We start from the raw sequence: 16775 nt of genomic DNA on the forward strand, positions 1-16775 counted from the left end.
CCCCGCCCCACCCAACCCCCGACCAAGGGAGCCCCGTGTCCATCTCCTCGTACGAGCGCTACCCCCTCCTCTTCGGCCCCTCGCCCGTGCACCGGCTCGACCGGCTCACCGAGCACCTCGGCGGCGCCGCGGTCTGGGCCAAGCGGGAGGACTGCAACTCCGGCATCGCCTACGGCGGCAACAAGACCCGCAAGCTCGAATACCTCGTCGCCGACGCCCTCGCGAAGGGCTGCGACACCCTCGTGTCCATCGGCGGCGTCCAGTCCAATCACACCCGCCAGGTCGCGGCGGTCGCCGCCCGCGCCGGCCTCAAGTGCGTACTCATCCAGGAGAGCTGGGTCGAGTGGCCCGACGCCGTCTACGACAAGGTCGGCAACATCCTGATCAGCCGGCTGGCCGGCGCCGACGTACGGCTGGTGCGCGCCGGGTTCGGCATCGGGGTCAAGGAGAGCTGGGAGCAGGCACTGCGCGAGGTGGAGGAGGGCGGCGGCAAGCCGTACGCCATCCCCGCGGGCGCGTCCGACCACCCGCTGGGCGGTCTCGGCTTCGCGAACTGGGCGTACGAGGTCGCCGAGCAGGAACGCGCACTCGGCGTGTTCTTCGACACCGTGGTGGTCTGCTCGGTGACCGGCTCCACCCAGGCCGGCATGGTCGCGGGCTTCGCCGCGCTGGAGGAGGCGGGCGCCCGCCCGCGACGCGTACTGGGCATCGACGCCTCCGCGGAACCCACCCGGACCCGCGAGCAGATCGCCCGGATCGCGGCCGCCACCGCACGGCTCGTCGGCGTGCGCCGGGAGCTCACCGTGGACGACATCGAGCTCGACGAGCGCTACCACGCGGGCACCTACGGCATCCCCGACGACACGACCCTCGACGCCATGCGGCTGGCCGCCCGTACCGAGGGCATGGTCACCGACCCCGTGTACGAGGGGAAGTCGATGGCGGGAACGATCGACCTCGTGGCGCGCGGCGAGATCGCCCGCGATTCCACCGTCCTTTACGCACATCTCGGCGGGCAGCCCGCATTGAATGGTTACAGCGCCCTTTTCGCGGACGCTTAGTGCAAGGATTTCGTTAAGGATTTCGTGGCTTTTTCGTCCGAGTGCAGGAGATTGCGGGGCCACGGGGGTGGTGGGTCCGCGGCTTCCATACGGAACGCTTACGATCCTCTGCGTGTCCAAACTGACCGACGTGCCCAAACGGATCCTGATCGGGCGCGCACTGCGCAGTGACCGGCTCGGAGAAACGCTCCTGCCGAAGCGCATCGCCCTCCCCGTCTTCGCCTCCGACGCCCTGTCCTCCGTTGCCTACGCGCCTGGCGAGGTTCTGCTCGTCCTGTCTGTCGCGGGCGTGTCGGCGTACCACTTCAGCCCGTGGATCGCCCTGGCGGTCGTGGTGGTGATGTTCACCGTGGTGGCGTCGTACCGGCAGAACGTGCACGCGTACCCCAGCGGTGGTGGCGACTACGAGGTCGCCACCACCAACCTCGGCCCCAAGTCCGGCCTGACGGTCGCCAGCGCACTGCTCGTGGACTACGTCCTCACCGTCGCCGTCTCCATCACCTCCGGCATCGAGAACCTGGGCTCGGCGATCCCGTTCGTGGTCGAGCACAAGGTGCCGTGCGCCGTCGCGGTGATCCTGCTGCTGACGCTGATGAACCTGCGCGGCGTCAAGGAGTCCGGGTCGCTCTTCGCGATTCCGACGTACGTGTTCGTCGTGGGCGTCTTCATCATGATCGCGTGGGGTGCCTACCGCGCTCTCGTGCTCGGCGACACCATGCGCGCGCCCACCGCCGACTTCCACATCAAGGCGGAGCAGGAGGGCCTCGCGGGCTTCGCCCTTGTCTTCCTGCTGCTGCGCGCCTTCTCCTCCGGCTGTGCCGCGCTCACCGGCGTCGAGGCGGTCTCCAACGGCGTCCCGGCCTTCCGCAAGCCCAAGTCCAAGAACGCGGCGACGACGCTGACGATGATGGGCGCGCTCGCCATCACCATGCTCGTCGGCATCATCGCCCTCGCCCTGGTCACCGACGTCCGGATGGCCGAGAACCCGGGGCAGGACCTGCTGAAGGGCGGTGCGCCGGTCGGCCCCGGCTATGTGCAGGACCCGGTGATCACGCAGGTCGCCGAGGCCGTCTTCGGTAACGGCAGCTTCCTGTTCATCGTGCTCGCCGCAGCCACCGCCCTGGTGCTGTTCCTCGCGGCGAACACGGCGTACAACGGCTTCCCGGTGCTCGGCTCGATCCTCGCCCAGGACCGCTACCTGCCGCGCCAGCTGCACACCCGCGGCGACCGCCTCGCCTTCTCCAACGGCATCGTGCTGCTCGCCGGCGCGGCCGCCCTGCTCGTCGTCATCTACGGCGCCGACTCGACCCGGCTGATCCAGCTCTACATCGTCGGCGTGTTCGTGTCCTTCACGCTCAGCCAGACCGGCATGGTCCGTCACTGGAACCGCCACCTGCGCACCGAGAAGGACGTCGACAAGCGCCGCCACATGATCCGCTCCCGCGCGATCAACGCCTTCGGCGCCTTCCTGACCGGCCTCGTCCTCGTGGTCGTCCTGGTCACCAAGTTCACTCACGGTGCCTGGGTCGCGCTGCTCGGCATGTGCATCTTCTTCGCGACGATGACCGCGATCCGGAAGCACTACGACCGGGTCGCCGAGGAGATCGCCGCCGACGAGACCCCGTCCGACGAGACGATCCGGCCCTCCCGGGTCCACTCGATCGTCCTGGTCTCCAAGCTTCACCGGCCCACCCTGCGTGCCCTCGCCTACGCCAAGCTGATCCGCTCCGACCGGCTGGAGGCGCTCTCCATCAGCGTCGACCCGGCCGAGACCAAGGCGCTCAAGGACGACTGGGAGCGGCGCGGCGTCGACATCCCGCTGAAGATCCTCGACTCCCCGTACCGCGAGGTGACCCGGCCGGTCATCGACTACGTGAAGAGCCTGCGCCGGGAGAGCCCGCGCGACGTGGTGAGCGTGTACATCCCGGAGTACGTGGTCGGCCACTGGTACGAGCACCTCCTGCACAACCAGAGTGCCCTGCGCCTCAAGGGGCGGCTGCTGTTCACCCCGGGCGTCATGGTGACCTCCGTGCCGTATCAGCTGGAGTCCTCCGAGGCGGCCAAGAAGCGCGCCAGGAAGCGCGCCGAGTGGAACGCGCCGGGCGCGGTGCGCCGAGGCCCGGTGGAGCGCAGGCCCAAGGAACCCAGCGGCAAGAGCTGACCGCCCCTGCCCGCTTCCGTTCGTGGTAAACGGCCGGACGACACCCACGTAGAATCGTAGGTTGTTGTCCGGCCGTGGTCGTTGCCCGGTCGTTCCCCCTGATCCTTTTCCTTTTCCCTGATCCCTGGAGCCACCCCCTCATGCAGAACGAACCCACGTCGTCGCTGGTCGGGGAGGAGTACGAGGTCGAGGTCGGCCCCGTCGCACACGGCGGCCACTGCATCGCCCGCACCTCGGAGGGCCGGGTCCTCTTCGTACGGCACACGCTCCCCGGCGAGAAGGTCGTCGCCAGGGTCACCGACGGCGAGAGCGACTCCCGCTTCCTGCGCGCCGACGCGGTACGGATCATCGAGGCGTCCAAGGACCGCGTCGAGGCGCCCTGCCCGTACGCGGGCCCCGGCAAGTGCGGCGGCTGCGACTGGCAGCACGCCAAGCCCGGCGCCCAGCGCCGGCTCAAGGGCGAAGTGATCGCCGAACAGCTCCAGCGCCTCGCGGGCCTCACCCCCGAGGAGGCGGGCTGGGACGGCACGGTCATGCCGGCCGAGGGCGACAAGCTCCCGCCGGGCGAGGTTCCCGCCTGGCGCACCCGCGTCCAGTACGCCATCGACGAGGACGGCAAGGTCGGCCTGCGCAAGCACCGCTCGCACGACGTGGAGCCCGTCGAACGCTGCCTGATCGCCGCCCCCGGCGTCACGGAGCTCGGCATCGAGAAGCGCGACTGGCCCGGCATGGCCTCGGTGGAGGCCATCGCCGCCACGGGCTCCCACGACCGCCAGGTCATCCTCACCCCGAGGCCCGGCGGTCGGCTGCCCCTGGTCGAGCTCGACAAGCCCGTCTCGGTGATGCGCGTCGACGAGCGCGACAGCGGCGTCCACCGCGTCCACGGCCGCGCCTTCGTCCGCGAGCGCGCCGACGACCGCACCTACCGCGTCGGCTCCGGCGGCTTCTGGCAGGTCCACCCCCAGGCTGCCAACACCCTGGTCCGCGCCGTCATGCAGGGCCTGCTGCCCCGCAAGAACGACATGGCCCTCGACCTCTACTGCGGCGTCGGTCTGTTCGCCGGCGCCATCGGACAGCGCATCGGCGAAAAGGGCGCCGTCCTCGGCATCGAGTCCGGCAAGCGCGCCGTGGAGGACGCCCGCCACAACCTGAAGGACCTGGACCGCGTCCGCATCGAACACGGCAAGGTCGACCAGATCCTCCCGCGCACCGGCATCACCGAGTGCGACCTGATCGTCCTCGACCCGCCCCGCGCAGGCGCCGGCAAGCAGGTCGTCAACCACCTGGCGGGCCTGGGCGCGCGCCGCATCGCGTACGTCGCGTGCGACCCGGCGGCGCTGGCGCGCGACCTGGCGTACTTCGCGGAGGGCGGCTACAAGGTGCGGACGCTGCGGGCGTTCGATCTGTTTCCGATGACCTCTCATGTTGAGTGTGTCGCTGTTCTAGAGCCAGTGACGAAGGGTGTCTGAACTGCGGTTTTGCAGTTTCGTTGAGCTTTTTCGACCTGCTTTCGGGGCTTTGGGCGGGTGCATCGTGTGGACTGCGTTGCGCCACTCGATCTCGGTGCGGGCCCTGCTCGCCCTCTGGCCGCACCGTAGGAGGCGGGGATCCCGCGGCTATGGCGTTCCCGTCCTGTTGGGTAGCGGTGCGGTGCTCGCCTGTCGGCACGATTGTCCTTCCCGTTCTCGCCGCTCCCTCTGTTCGCGCTCTTCGCGCCGGAGGCGTTGCGCGTTGACGACGGCTTCGAGGCTGGGCAGTCGCCAGCGCTTGGGATGTATGGATGCGAGGAGTTGGTTGAAGGTGTCGAGCGAGTGCTCGTCGTCGATGGACTCACCTCGGTCGGCCTCGAGCCGCGTTCGGATCTCCAGCCAGCGGTGCGCCCATTCGCTGATGTGCCAACTGGTCATGGCGTCGAGATAGCGGACGGCGGGGCGGGTGCCGTTGATGCGATGTTGCTGGTTGAGGGATTGACGCCCGGCGTGGATCTGTTCAAATTGCCAGAGCAGGTTGAAGTACTGGTCGAGGACTATGTCGGAGGTTTCGTCCGTGGGCCCGGTCCCGCGCCTGTAGCGCTCCAGGATGCCGCGGGACTTCGCGGTGTTGGCTGAGGTGAGGTTGTTGAATAGGGAGCGGGCGAGTTCGAAGCCGGCGCGGGCGCTGTTGCCGCGCGTGGTGTACGCGGCGATGCACGCACTGATCACGGCAATGCTGGCAGACACGAGGGCAGTGTTGGTGGAGCTCATGCTCGGCAGCATGGCCCGCCCGGAGCCAGGTCATGCACAGCTTGAGCCGATTCAGAGGCTAACGAGCTCGAGCACATGTTGGTTGAGTCGTGCCGGTACCTGTGATGACGGTTCGGGCTTCTGGGGGTAGAACCCGGTGATTCTGTAGGGCAGTTGCTGGAAGCGGACTCGGAAGTCCATGACCCACTCTTCGGACAGGTCATCCACGACGAGACTCGGTCACAGGGCACCTGCGTAGCGGGGGAGTTCGGCGTCGTCCTCTTCCAAGCCTAGGGCCTGAGGTCCGACTTCGGTGAGCAAGTCTGGGACGGTGAAGATGCCAGGAAGTTTGTCGATGCCGGCGACCAGGCGGTCGTAGCATTTGACTAGGGCGAGGGTGTGGTTTCCGCGGGCGCGGTACCTCTTTGCCCCTTGGGCGGAGGTCTTGGCCTGATGGTCGAGCCGGTCGGCCTCCCCAAGTTGAGGGGGGAGGCCCGTTGTCGAGTCGGCCTGAGGCTGTGGCCAGAGGTAGTCGCTTGACGCTCATAGGGGGGCGGCAGGATGAGATGTCGCGAACGAGGCGCCCACCACTGGACGTGGTGCGGACCCAGTCCTTCTCGCGCCAGGGCTTGAACGCGTTGACCACCGCGTTGCGGGAAGCGCCAATCATCTGAGACAGCTCCGTTTGGGGCAGACGCACGGCAAGATCCGAAGCCGAAACGGATGCGGCCTCGACCACCGCGACAGAGCCGAGGCCAGACGCAGCGGCACTGATGCGGTGGCCAGTTCGAGCCGCACGGCCTCGGATTCCTTGACCGGGCTATGGCATGGCGCAGGAGTGGGGCCAGCAGCTCATGCTCCTCAACGAACGTGAGGAAAGCGGCACAGCCGGGATGATGCGGATCTGACAGGCCTCGGCGGCGATGACCGTGGCCGTGCGCGGCTGGGAGTCCAACACGGCCAGTTCGCCGAGTATCTCACCGGCGCCGCGTACGGCAAGAAGCGTCCTTTCACTGATGACCCGATCGAGCCGACGGACAGAGAACTTCCGATCGACCCGACTGCCCCGCTGGGTCCAGGCCACGGTAGGCGGACGTTCATGCCATCATGGTGCCTATGGGGGACGTGAATCTGACCTTTGACGACGGCTCGGTGGTGCGTCTGCACCTTGCCCCGGTCAAGGAAACTGCTGCGGTCGGTGTAGCGGCGTATGGACAGGCCGAGGCGGAAGAGTCTCTTGAGCTTCCAGCGGGCTTCGGCTCCGCGCAGCCTGTCAGCGTCCATGACCGTATGGCGCAGGCACTCACCCGAGGAGGCGAAGCGCTTACGGAAGCGCTCCGTCCGCTGGGTGGCGTTCTGGATGGGATTCATCAGTCTCTAGCGGATTCCGTTCAACAACCGGACGAGGTGACCGTGGAGTTCGGGGTGACTCTCGGCAGCGATCTGAGCCTGGGGGTCTTCTCAGGTAAGGGCGAGGCAAGCTTCACTGTTTCAGCGAGCTGGCACTTCACTAGAAGCGCAGGGCCTGGTCTGTCCCCCGATGGGCCGCTTCCCGCGAACGGGGCGGCTGCGTCAACCGTTTCGTAACGGAAGCGGCGAGACGTGCTTCCTCCCCATCACGATGACGCGGCACTTCGCCGGTCATTCATATCTGTCCTCGGACCGGACGGCTTCGTCGGCGCTGCCGTTCTGATCAGGGACTCCCTGGTCCTCACCTGTGCTCATGTCGTCAACGCGGCACTGGGGCGGGACGACTTCGAGACCTCCACTCCGGGGCCTGACAAGGTCATCCGGTTGCGGATGCCTCATGTGGACCGCGACCGGGAACTCACGGGCCGCGTCGATCACACGATGTGGCGTCCGCCAAGGCCGTATGCCTCGGCGGGTAGTGGCGCTTCCGCAGCTGGAAGACTGCCATACTTCGGCGATCTAGCCGTGCTCAGACTCGGAGAGCCAGCTCCGGACGGCGCGGAGCCCGCACCCTTTCTGCCCGAGCGGGACGGGCATGAAGTCACCGCGCTGTGGGCCAGCGGCAACACACTGACAACCCTCCGTGCCCTGCCCCGTGCTGTGGCCGAGCCGTGGGTAGTACTCGACGTTGTGGCAGGCTCGCTGGTCGGCGGGTACAGTGGCGGACCGCTCTGGGACCGGGACCGCGAGGCGGTGGTAGGGATCGTTGTCGCTGCCCATGTAACCTCAGGCGCGGGTGAGGCATCGGCGTCCGCAGCCCCGCTGTATGCCATCGGGTTGCCCACGATCGAGGCCGAGCTTCCGGAACTCCCGCCGCTTGCCGTACCCATGGCAGGACTGGGCCGGCAACAGATGTTGGCTGTCCTGGAGCAGCTCTTGCCGGGCAGCGAGTCTGTCCGCAAGTGCGAGGAGAGGCTGGCCGCCAAGCTCTGCAGGGAATCGGCAGGCCAAGCTGCGGACTGCTACCGGCTGCTCGCCCTCGCTCTGAGCGTGCGGCGCGGGACACCAGAACTGCTGGATGTCGTCCGGGACCACTTGGCGGATGCCGGAATCAGTGAATCCCCGGCCACAAGGTGGCTCTGGGAGCAGCTGCTGCGCGTGGCCCGTGTGGTGAGCGAGCGGGACGTACTCACCGTGCAACAGCGGCGTGATCTGGTCGGTCTGCTGGCCCACTGCCACGCCGATTCCGCGGACCTGCTGCGCTCGGTGCTTCCGTACGCCGATGAGCTGCCGCGAGCGTCCGGCCTCGTTGAAGTCACTGACCTCTTGGAGGGATACGACCCGGTTGCTGGGCGCTTGATGCCTCCTCTGCTTCAGGCGGTCGTCAAGATCGCCCTCTCGGAGGGCTGTGTCGGCAACGCCGTGGCGCGCGACCTTGATGCCTGGGTGACGAGGGTGGCACTTCGACTCGGAGTACCGGAAGCCGCAGTCGCTCAGTTCCGCGAGGACGTCCGTCCCGCTCCCCGTGATAGTCCGTCCGCTGTCGTGGGTCCCCGTGTACAGGTTGAGTTGCTGCCCCTGGCCACCGGCCATCGCTTCACCTTTCAGATCTGGGTCTGGGACGCCGAAGGGCGTCACGAGGTGGTTCTGGTACAGGACTCCGAGGTCTCCAGCGAGCAAGTGGTCGAGGGGATCCGGAGAGTGCTCCGCAATGAGGTACAGGAACACATGGACCAAGCCCTGGTGGAGTTCTTCGTGGCACCCTCCTGGCTGCGACTCGACGTCGATACCTGGAAGTTGGCGGGGAACGAGGACGACAGCGACTTCCTGCTCGGCATCAGCCGCAGGGTCGTTCTGCGTAGTTCCAGCCGGACACGTGAGACCTACTCCGGCTGGAAGCGGCGTACCAAGGCCCTTCTGTCCTCTCAGCCCCTTGTTCTCGACCATCACTCGGCGGACCCCACGGTCGCCCAGGCGCGGCTCGAAGCGACTCCGGACGCGGGCATCGTCATCATGTGTTGCGAGCAGCAGCACCAGAACCGAGTGCTCCGACAATGTCTCCAGGCCGGTGTGCACACTGTCCTGTGGCACCGGCAGAACCACGATACGGAAACAGCCAAGAGGCTGCTCGACCTGCTGCAAGGGATCGGGCACGCCGATATTCCGGAGACGGTACGTCTCGAACGGGCTAGAGCATTGGTGGACCCCGAGTGCCTGACACATCATGGTCGCCGCTTGTCGCTTCTCTACGACGGGCCGGATCACAGGCCGCCGCCGCTCGCCCCCGATGCCTGGGCGCTCACTCAACCCTGAACCACCATGTCAAGGAGAGCGACTGTGTCGCACAACGCTGCATCCGACCAGGTCTCCGGCGAGTCAGCCGAGGACTGGTGGGTGTTCCGCGGCCCGGCAGACCTGCCCCCTCCACCCCCCTGGCGGAGCCTCGCGGGCTCGAAGCAGACTCCGGCGGCTCAGCAGTACCTATTGAGCCCGCAGCACGTGGCGGTCGTCAACGCCGCACTGCATCTGCGTCGTCCGTTGTTGGTCACAGGGCGTCCTGGCACCGGCAAGAGCTCTCTCGCTCATGCCATCGCTGAGGACCTGGGATTGGGCAATGTACTTCGCTGGCCGGTCAACAGCCGCTCCACGCTGGAGGACGCCCTCTACCGCTACGACGCGGTGGGTCGGCTGCGAGAGGTGTCGCTGGAACGTGAGAGGCGCATGGCACGCGGCGTGCCGAGGAAGCTGCGGCACCGTGCTCGGGGCCGCCAGTCGGATATCGGGGACTATCTGCGGCTCGGCCCGTTGGGGACGGCTCTCGCCACTCCGGACCGCCCGCAGGTTCTGCTCATCGATGAGCTCGACAAAGCCGACATCGATCTCCCCAATGATCTCCTCGTGGTGCTGGAGGAAGCAGAGTTCGAGATTCCCGAACTTGCGAGGCTACCCGAGGAGCAGCAGACCGTGAACGTCCTCGTCACCGGAAGCAGGAAGCGTGTCCAGGTCCACCGCGGCACGGTGTCGTGTCAGCACTTTCCGATCGTCGTCATGACCAGTAATGGGGAAAGGGATTTCCCGCCAGCCTTCCTCCGCCGCTGTGTACGCCTCGATCTGCAGGACCCCGACGAGCAGAAACTCCGCGACATCATCCAACTCCATCTGGGTGAGGAGGCACTTGCCGACGCGGAAGACCTCATCCAGAACTTCCTGCAGAGAGCGGCCACACAGACGCTCGCTACCGATCAACTCCTGGCCGCGGTACACCTCCGCGTGACGGGAGCCGATCTGAGTCGCGAGCAGCTGATCAACACTGTCATGCACCGTCTTGACGAGGTCTTCCCCGGATGATTGACCGTCTACGACGGATCCTGGACAGCCTCGGCCACCCACTCGGCAGTGCGGAGTTGCTGGACGTTCTCCTGCTGGCCCGAACCATGGCAGCGAGCAGGAAGGACGTCCTCAGCACGACCGGATCGGGGGCGGGAAAGGAGGCCGATCTCCAGGCCGACGACTCCTTGGGGCCCGCCTCAGATTCCGAACAGATGGCCGACCTGGCGGAGACGTCCGGCACAGGCCCGGAAGGTGGGGAGAGGCAACAGCCGGGAACGCCCTCACCGGGAAAGCGCCACATGCTCTTCCCGGATACGAGACCGCAGGACCCGTCGACCGGCTCCGCCGCTCACTCGCTGAGAATCCCTGGGCCTCGTGCCCTGCCGGGCGCGAACCACCTGGTCCGGTCACTGCGTCCGCTGCGTGAACACCGGGAGCATCCGCGTCGTACCGTCGTTGATGTGGAGGCCACGGTCCGGCTCGCCGCGGAGTCGGACATCTTCGATGTGGTGCTCCGTCCTACCAGTGAGCTACAGAACACCGCTATTTTTCTGATTGACGACTCCCCGTCCATGCGCGTGTGGCGATCGCTGCTGTCGGAAGTCGGCCGTCTAGTGGAGCGCAGTGGGGTCTTCCGCACCGTTGAGATCCGTAAGTTCACGCCGGAAGAGCTGGTCCGGCGGCACCGTGTGCGGAGCATCGGCCCCTCCGTCGTCTTCCTGTTGACGGACGGTGTTCATCGGGCCTGGGCGAGCTCGGCCATGGCCAACGCCGTCGCAGCCCTGGGGGCACGCGGTCCGGTCACTGTCCTGACACCCCTGCCCCAGCGACTCTGGCGCGCCACAGGGTTCCAGCCGCAGCCGTGCCTCCTCAGGGCAACCCAGCGGTTCCCGGCGATACGCGAGTTGTCCATGCTCGACCCCGTGACGGGGGAGTGCCTGCAACTCGGCCCTGGCCGTGTGCCGCTGCCGGTCGTAGCACTGTCACCGTCGTCGCTCGCCTCGTGGGCGCAGCTGATGACTCGGCCTACCGCTTCACAAATGATTGAATCCGCCCTGCTGGGGTCCCCGGGTGCCAGCCCGTCGGCAGAAGCGGTGACCGCAGATGAGAGTGCGCCGCCGGACAAGCTGATCGCCGCCTTCCGCGGATCCTTCTCCCCACAGGCCTACAGTCTCGCAGTCAGGCTCTCGGCCATCACGACGCTCAGCCCGCTCGTCATGCAGCTCGTGCGCACCGCCACCCTGCCCGAGGCCACGTCCACGCACGTGGCGGAAGTGCTGCTCGGAGGTTTGCTCCAGCGCCGGGACGACGCGGCCGACACGCGGGAGCTCCCGGAGACGCTACGCGAGCACGACCTCTACACCTTCCGCCCCGGTGTGCGCGAGCTTTTGGCCACCGGGCTGAGCAGGGCGCAGACCCACGAGGTGACCGTGGCCGTAGGCCGCGCCCTCGCGCCCTATCTGGGCAGGCTGCCGGACTTCTCGGTCCTTGTGCCCGATGTGGCGGGCACCCACCGGATCGCCGAGGAGGCGTTGCCTTTCGCAGCGCTGGCAGGCCCCCGCACCGATAGCGCACCGAGTCCTACGGCATCGAGCGCAGCGGGCTCGGATATCGGCGGCCAGGAGACCTCCGCCGCGTTGGGCGGGGCCGCGCTGTTCCGGGCACCCGCTCGCGTCGTCGCGGCGGACGCTCTGCGGGGGTCGCTGATCCTGCTCCTCATCGAACAGCACGTGAGTGCCTTGGGAAGACGACCGACCGCTGCCCGGGTCCGCGCGTGGGAACAAGATCTTCCAGAGCTGGCAGCCGCGCTTATGGACGTGGGTCTCGGCGAGGTCGAGATGCTGATCGAGTACGGACTTCCGATGAGCAGCTTCCACGTCTCCGTGGTCCTGGCAGGCTTGGACCCCGTCCATTCGGCTCCCTCCTATGTGCTCGTCGAGCTGAAGCCGTGGACCCGGGCCACACTCGATGAGGACGATCCGGTCCTGTGTTACGGGGATGCCACCTCGCGTCCAGTCCTCAATCCCGTCGAACAGGTACGGCGCTACCGCGAGTACCTGATCCGGGTCACCAGAACGTTGTCCCGGAACCCGGAACGCGTCAGTGGAGTCGCCTACCTGCCCAGAGCCACCGAAGCGGGCCTGAGCGGGTTGCGTGAGCTCGAACGTGATGACCGGGTCCACTTGTTCACTGGTGAAAGACGCAGGGAGTTCCTCGACCATCTGCGTGCGAGGTTCAGCGACAGCCGGGCAGGAGAACGCGCGGCCGACGAACTCCTCCAGGCCACTTCCGTCCGTTCCGACCGACTCATGGCTGTCGCGGCGCAAGAGGTAAGGGAGCGGCAACAGTTCATGCTTCTGGACGAGCAGCAGGTCGCGTACCGCTTGGTACTCAATGCCGTGGAGAAGGCGAAGGACGCCGACCGCAAGGAAGTCGTCATCGTCACGGGCGGGCCCGGCACCGGCAAGAGTGTGATTGCTCTCCAGTTGCTCGGCGAGCTGTACCGGCGCGGCGTCCCTGTGTTGCATGCCACAGGGTCGCAGGCGTTCACCAAGACAATGAGGAAGGTCGCTGGAGCCCGGAAGCGGGAGGTCCAGGACCTGTTCAAGTACTTCAACAGCTTCATGACCGCCGAGAAGAACAGTCTGGGTGTCCTGATCTGCGACGAGGCCCACCGCATTCGGGAAACCTCGGCCAACCGCTACACCCCTGCCGCGCATCGGACCGGCAGGGCCCAGGTCGACGAACTCATCGATGTCGCCCGTGTGCCTGTCTTCTTCCTCGACGAACATCAAGTCGTCCGCCCGGGCGAGATGGGCACCGTGGCCGCGATCACGGAGGCTGCCCAAAGGAAGGGCCTGCCTGTCCGCGTGGTACCGCTAGGGGGCCAGTTCGGCTGTGGCGGCAGCGCCGCATATCTGAACTGGGTGGTGAGGCTCCTTGAGTTGGAGCCGGGCGGTCCGGCGCGCTGGGAGCCGGACGGCCGGATGCAACTTCTGGTCGCGGAAAGCCCGGAGGAGATGGAGGTGTTCCTTGCGGCTCGCCGATCCGAGGGACACAGTGCCCGCATGACCGCGGGCTACTGCTGGAGGTGGTCGTCAGAGCCCAAGCCGGGTGACCCGCTTCCCTTGGACGTGGTGATCGGTGACTGGGCCCGTCCATGGACCCTTAGAGGCGATCGCTCCGTTTCCGGGGCACCGCCTTCCGCCCTGTGGGCTACCGATCCGGCCGGCTTCGGACAGGTGGGCGTCATCTACACGGCGCAGGGCTTCGAGTACGACTGGAGTGGAGTCGTCCTCGGCCCCGACTTGGTCTGGCGGGGGGACCGCTTCGTCACGGACCGCACGTCGTCCAAGGACCCAGTGCTCAGCCGGTCCGTTTCGGACGCTGAAACGGACCGGCTGATCCGCACCGCTTACAAGGTTCTGCTCACCCGCGGCTTGATGGGCACAGTCGTCTACTCGACAGACGCGGAGACCCGCGCGCAGTTGCTCGACCAGGGGGCGCAGCCGCTGCATGGACATTCCAGTCGAGCTGAGGAGTCGGCCGTCGCCGCGCTCACGAAATGGCCGCACCGGCTCGCCGACCTCAGCCCTCGCATCACCGCCGGCTTTCATGAGACGAACGGCCGTGCAGCGGGCTTCTTCGATCGGTACCCGGGACCGGTCGAAGGCTGGCAGGACGTCATCCTTCAGGGCTCGTTCATCAGCGCTGCTACGCCGTTCCACAAGCAGCCGCCGGAGGGTAGAGCAAGAGGCGTGCGCGAGAGCGAGAGCTGGAATCATCTGCGCCTTGCGGCGGACGCTGTACCGCGGACGAACTACCGTCCTACCGGGCCCCCCGCACGGTATCTCAGCGCCCAGGACCGCTGGGTGGACCACGACCGGCTCACTCAGCTCCTGGGTGATCCGGCAGCTGTCCTGGCGGCGCATGCCGATGTCAGTGCGACCGATCTCGAATCGCAAGGGGGAGACCGCGGCAAGGCCGCTGAAACAGTGCTCCGAGCAGCGAGCACACGGCCATGCACGGAGTTCTATCGAGTGGCATGGCGAGCCTTGATCTCCCCCGACACGGAGCGGAGTCTGCATGCTGCACTCGTCCCGCCAGGGGCGAACCACCTCCACACGATGCGCAGCGCCGCACTGCCGTCGCCGCGACTGACGGTACTCACAGCAGGGTTCTTTGCTTCGCTTCCCTTGGACGACTTTCTCCGCAGATCAGGCCGCCTCCGCCTGGACACCTCCGCCGTCGGGGACATGCCTGCGCCCTCACCGGAACACCCCTTGGAATCAGCGCTGCTCCTGCGTACTCTCCGGCTGAACTGCCAGACCAACGCCTATGCTCCCCTCTGGGAGGAGCTGTACGACTCTTCCTGGCGCCAGGATGCTTGGGCCGCCTCCGCGTACTGGCCCGAATCCACGCCTCCACTCACCGAAGGTGTAGGCCCCACCTGGAACAGCGACGTCCCCCTCCGTACGGAGTTCGCCCGCAGGGCGGCCCTTGTCGAAATAGATGCCCTCGTCGCAGTCTGGCTTGGTATCAGCGCGGACGCATTAGTGACCATGTACGACTCTAGGTTCCCCGTTCTCCAGCGAAACGAGGAGAGCATGTGGTTCGACGCGACCGGTCGCCGCATCGCCGAGCTGCGTCGGCAGCACGGTTACGATCAGCCCAAGGACGCCTGGGGACAACTGAGTTCCCATGAGCGCTTTCCGAGCGAATGCAACGTTCCTGACGGGTACGCCGGCCCGCTCTACCGAGCACACCGCAAGGACGAGATGCGGGAAGCGCACGCGGAGTTCAGCCGCCGTCTGAGGGAGATCGGCCGAAAGCCGGGTGACACTCGGCACCCGGACTTTCTGTGAACTCTCGCTTGATTTCCGCGCCGCCGGGATGAGCGTCGGCGTGGTGCGCAAGGCGACCAGCGTGAAATGGCCGCAGCCCACGCTCAGACCTGCCGAACTGCGCACCTTCCGAAGCAGTCACCATGCCCGAGCCCGCATGGGGTCCGACCATCAGGACCCGTCCCGTTTCAACGCCCAACGACTCTGTACTGGAGGCAACTTGAGCTATGCCCTTCTCGTGATGGACGTTCAGCAGGCTGTCGTGGACATCGCTGACGACGACTCCGGATACCTGCCGCGCCTGCGCAGGGCGATCGACGGGGCCCGGGCGGTGGACATCCCCGTGACCTACGTGGTCATCGGGCAATTTCCCGGCTTCCCGGAAGTCGGGACACGCAACAAGGCTCTCCTCGCCATCGCACAGGCCGGCCTCTTCGTCGAGGGCGCCTCGGGCACCGAGATCCACCCTGAGGTCGCGCCCTGGCCGGGCGACGTGGTGGTCACCAAGAGACGGGCGAGCGCCCGCATAACGGCTCGGCCAGCGTCCCCGGAAGCGGCATACGGCCTCGTTCTTGACCTCGGCGGCTCGCCCTGCCGGGGGCCGTCGTGCACCACACGGGACAGCTCACTTCCCCCGATTCGGTTGAACTGGGGGAGCCAGCCGCACTTTCGATCTCACCGCGGTCCTGACTCCCGATCCCACCGGGACGAGCGGTCTGCGTCAGATCACCTCCGCGGACGGGGCCGAGTGTCTCGACATCAGCCTCGACCCTACCGGCGACTTCCTTGTCGAGCCGTGGGATCTGGCGGGTCAAACGAGTATCGGCCGTGACGCTCGTTTGACGCTCCGGGCGCCCAACAGCAGGTCACCTGCCTTCGGAAACTGCACTTGACCTGAAGATTCTGTCATCCCCGTCAGGAGTGACGTGTTTCCGATGACGCACCACGTGGAGTGCGTGGCGATTCTGGAGCCTGCTGAGAAGAGCCACTGACCTGCGGTTTCTGCACCGGACGCCCGAGCCGAAGCGCACCGGCCCGCCGCGACGCCGAACACGGCGACCGCGTCCGAAGCGGCCCCGGCCGCCAGCTGCCAATTCCGCCAGGAAATATGAGCGGGGCGAAAGCGCCCTTTCCGTCGCTGAGCTCGGCGATCGGCACGCACCGGGTTCAGACCTGTGGCAGGGAGAAGGGGACGTGCCCGATGGCGCGGCCGGTGGTGTCGAGGAGTCGGCCCATGCGTTTGCGGGAGTGGAGGACGACGGTGCGGTCGTTGACCTTCAGGTTCGGGAAGCGTTCCGCGAGGTGTGCTTCGAAGGGGTCGATGGCGTGCAGGCCGCGCAGCCAGACCATCACCAGCAGGTTGTCGGAACCACTGATGGACACGGCCAGGCGAACCTCTTCCATCCGGGTCAGCGCGTTGCCCGTGCCTGCGAGGTGGGTGTGCGGGACCGCGGTGCGGTAGAGCACGACCGTCGAGAGTCCGGCGACGGGGTGGGCCAGGTCGCAGCGGAAGGTGATGTCCCGGTCCCGGATCATCCGCTGGAGCCGGCGTCGGGCGGTGTGTTCGCTCATGCCTGTCGCGGCGCCCAGGTCGGTGTAGCCGAGGCGTCCGTCGCGGCCTAGGGCTTCCAGGAGGGCCTGGTCCGCGGGTGGCGGGCGGTGGTGCATGTGGGCGCTGTACGGGGTCGGGCGTGAGGCGCGTGGAGTGGAGAGTTCCGCGTGGCCGGCGGGCTCCATGGCCCGCATT

The 16775-nt window shown here is 67.1% G+C and carries 9 protein-coding genes and 3 pseudogenes; 9 read left to right on the plus strand and 3 right to left on the minus strand.

Going from position 1 to position 16775, the window contains the following annotated elements:
* The first annotated feature begins 35 nt into the window (after positions 1-35).
* The 3 genes from EES42_RS27665 to EES42_RS27675 all read left to right on the plus strand — a co-directional run bounded on the left by EES42_RS27665 (position 36) and on the right by EES42_RS27675 (position 4691).
* A complete protein-coding gene (locus EES42_RS27665) occupies positions 36-1061 on the plus strand; it encodes a 1-aminocyclopropane-1-carboxylate deaminase (RefSeq protein WP_124721013.1) in 1026 nt (341 codons plus the stop codon).
* A 112-nt stretch (positions 1062-1173) separates the two neighbouring features.
* Positions 1174-3222: an APC family permease gene (locus tag EES42_RS27670; RefSeq protein WP_124721014.1), complete on the plus strand. Its 2049-nt coding sequence runs from the start codon at positions 1174-1176 to the stop codon at positions 3220-3222.
* Positions 3223-3362: 140 nt separating this feature from the next.
* A complete protein-coding gene (locus tag EES42_RS27675; RefSeq protein ID WP_124721015.1) occupies positions 3363-4691 on the plus strand; it encodes a class I SAM-dependent RNA methyltransferase in 1329 nt (442 codons plus the stop codon).
* A 147-nt stretch (positions 4692-4838) separates the two neighbouring features.
* Here the strand turns inward: EES42_RS27675 and EES42_RS27680 are convergent, their stop codons facing one another.
* Together EES42_RS27680 and EES42_RS47335 are read right to left on the minus strand one after the other, a co-directional pair.
* On the minus strand, positions 4839-5465 hold the full coding sequence (locus EES42_RS27680; protein ID WP_124721016.1) for a hypothetical protein: 627 nt from the start codon (positions 5463-5465) through the stop codon (positions 4839-4841).
* Positions 5466-6264: 799 nt separating this feature from the next.
* Positions 6265-6528, minus strand: a complete 264-nt coding sequence (locus EES42_RS47335) for a cyclic nucleotide-binding domain-containing protein (RefSeq protein ID WP_277426144.1) — start codon at positions 6526-6528, stop codon at positions 6265-6267.
* 32 nt (positions 6529-6560) lie between these two features.
* Between EES42_RS47335 and EES42_RS27690 the strand changes: the two genes are divergently transcribed.
* From EES42_RS27690 to EES42_RS27710, 6 genes and pseudogenes are all read left to right on the plus strand, one after another.
* Complete coding sequence (locus tag EES42_RS27690; RefSeq protein ID WP_241196619.1) at positions 6561-7031, plus strand: CU044_2847 family protein; 471 nt, start codon at positions 6561-6563, stop codon at positions 7029-7031.
* A 15-nt stretch (positions 7032-7046) separates the two neighbouring features.
* Complete coding sequence (locus EES42_RS27695) at positions 7047-9167, plus strand: VMAP-C domain-containing protein (protein ID WP_124721017.1); 2121 nt, start codon at positions 7047-7049, stop codon at positions 9165-9167.
* Between the two features lie 6 nt (positions 9168-9173).
* On the plus strand, positions 9174-10202 hold the full coding sequence (locus EES42_RS27700; RefSeq protein WP_124721018.1) for an AAA family ATPase: 1029 nt from the start codon (positions 9174-9176) through the stop codon (positions 10200-10202).
* Positions 10199-11638, plus strand: a pseudogene (locus EES42_RS47340) (SAV_2336 N-terminal domain-related protein); the annotation flags it as partial. The gene EES42_RS27700 and the pseudogene EES42_RS47340, both read left to right, overlap by 4 nt.
* 198 nt (positions 11639-11836) lie before the next feature.
* Positions 11837-13675, plus strand: a pseudogene (locus tag EES42_RS46435) (DUF2075 domain-containing protein); the annotation flags it as partial.
* Between the two features lie 1573 nt (positions 13676-15248).
* Positions 15249-15551 (plus strand): annotated as a pseudogene (locus tag EES42_RS27710) (isochorismatase family protein); the annotation flags it as partial.
* A gap of 644 nt (positions 15552-16195) precedes the next feature.
* Here EES42_RS27710 and EES42_RS27715 read toward each other — a convergent pair.
* The coding region (locus EES42_RS27715; RefSeq protein WP_241196620.1) for an Lrp/AsnC family transcriptional regulator at positions 16196-16775 on the minus strand (580 nt) is incomplete at its 5' end.

It is taken from the genome of Streptomyces sp. ADI95-17 (assembly GCF_003846175.1).
In the GTDB taxonomy this organism is placed as follows: Bacteria; Actinomycetota; Actinomycetes; order Streptomycetales; family Streptomycetaceae; genus Streptomyces; species Streptomyces sanglieri.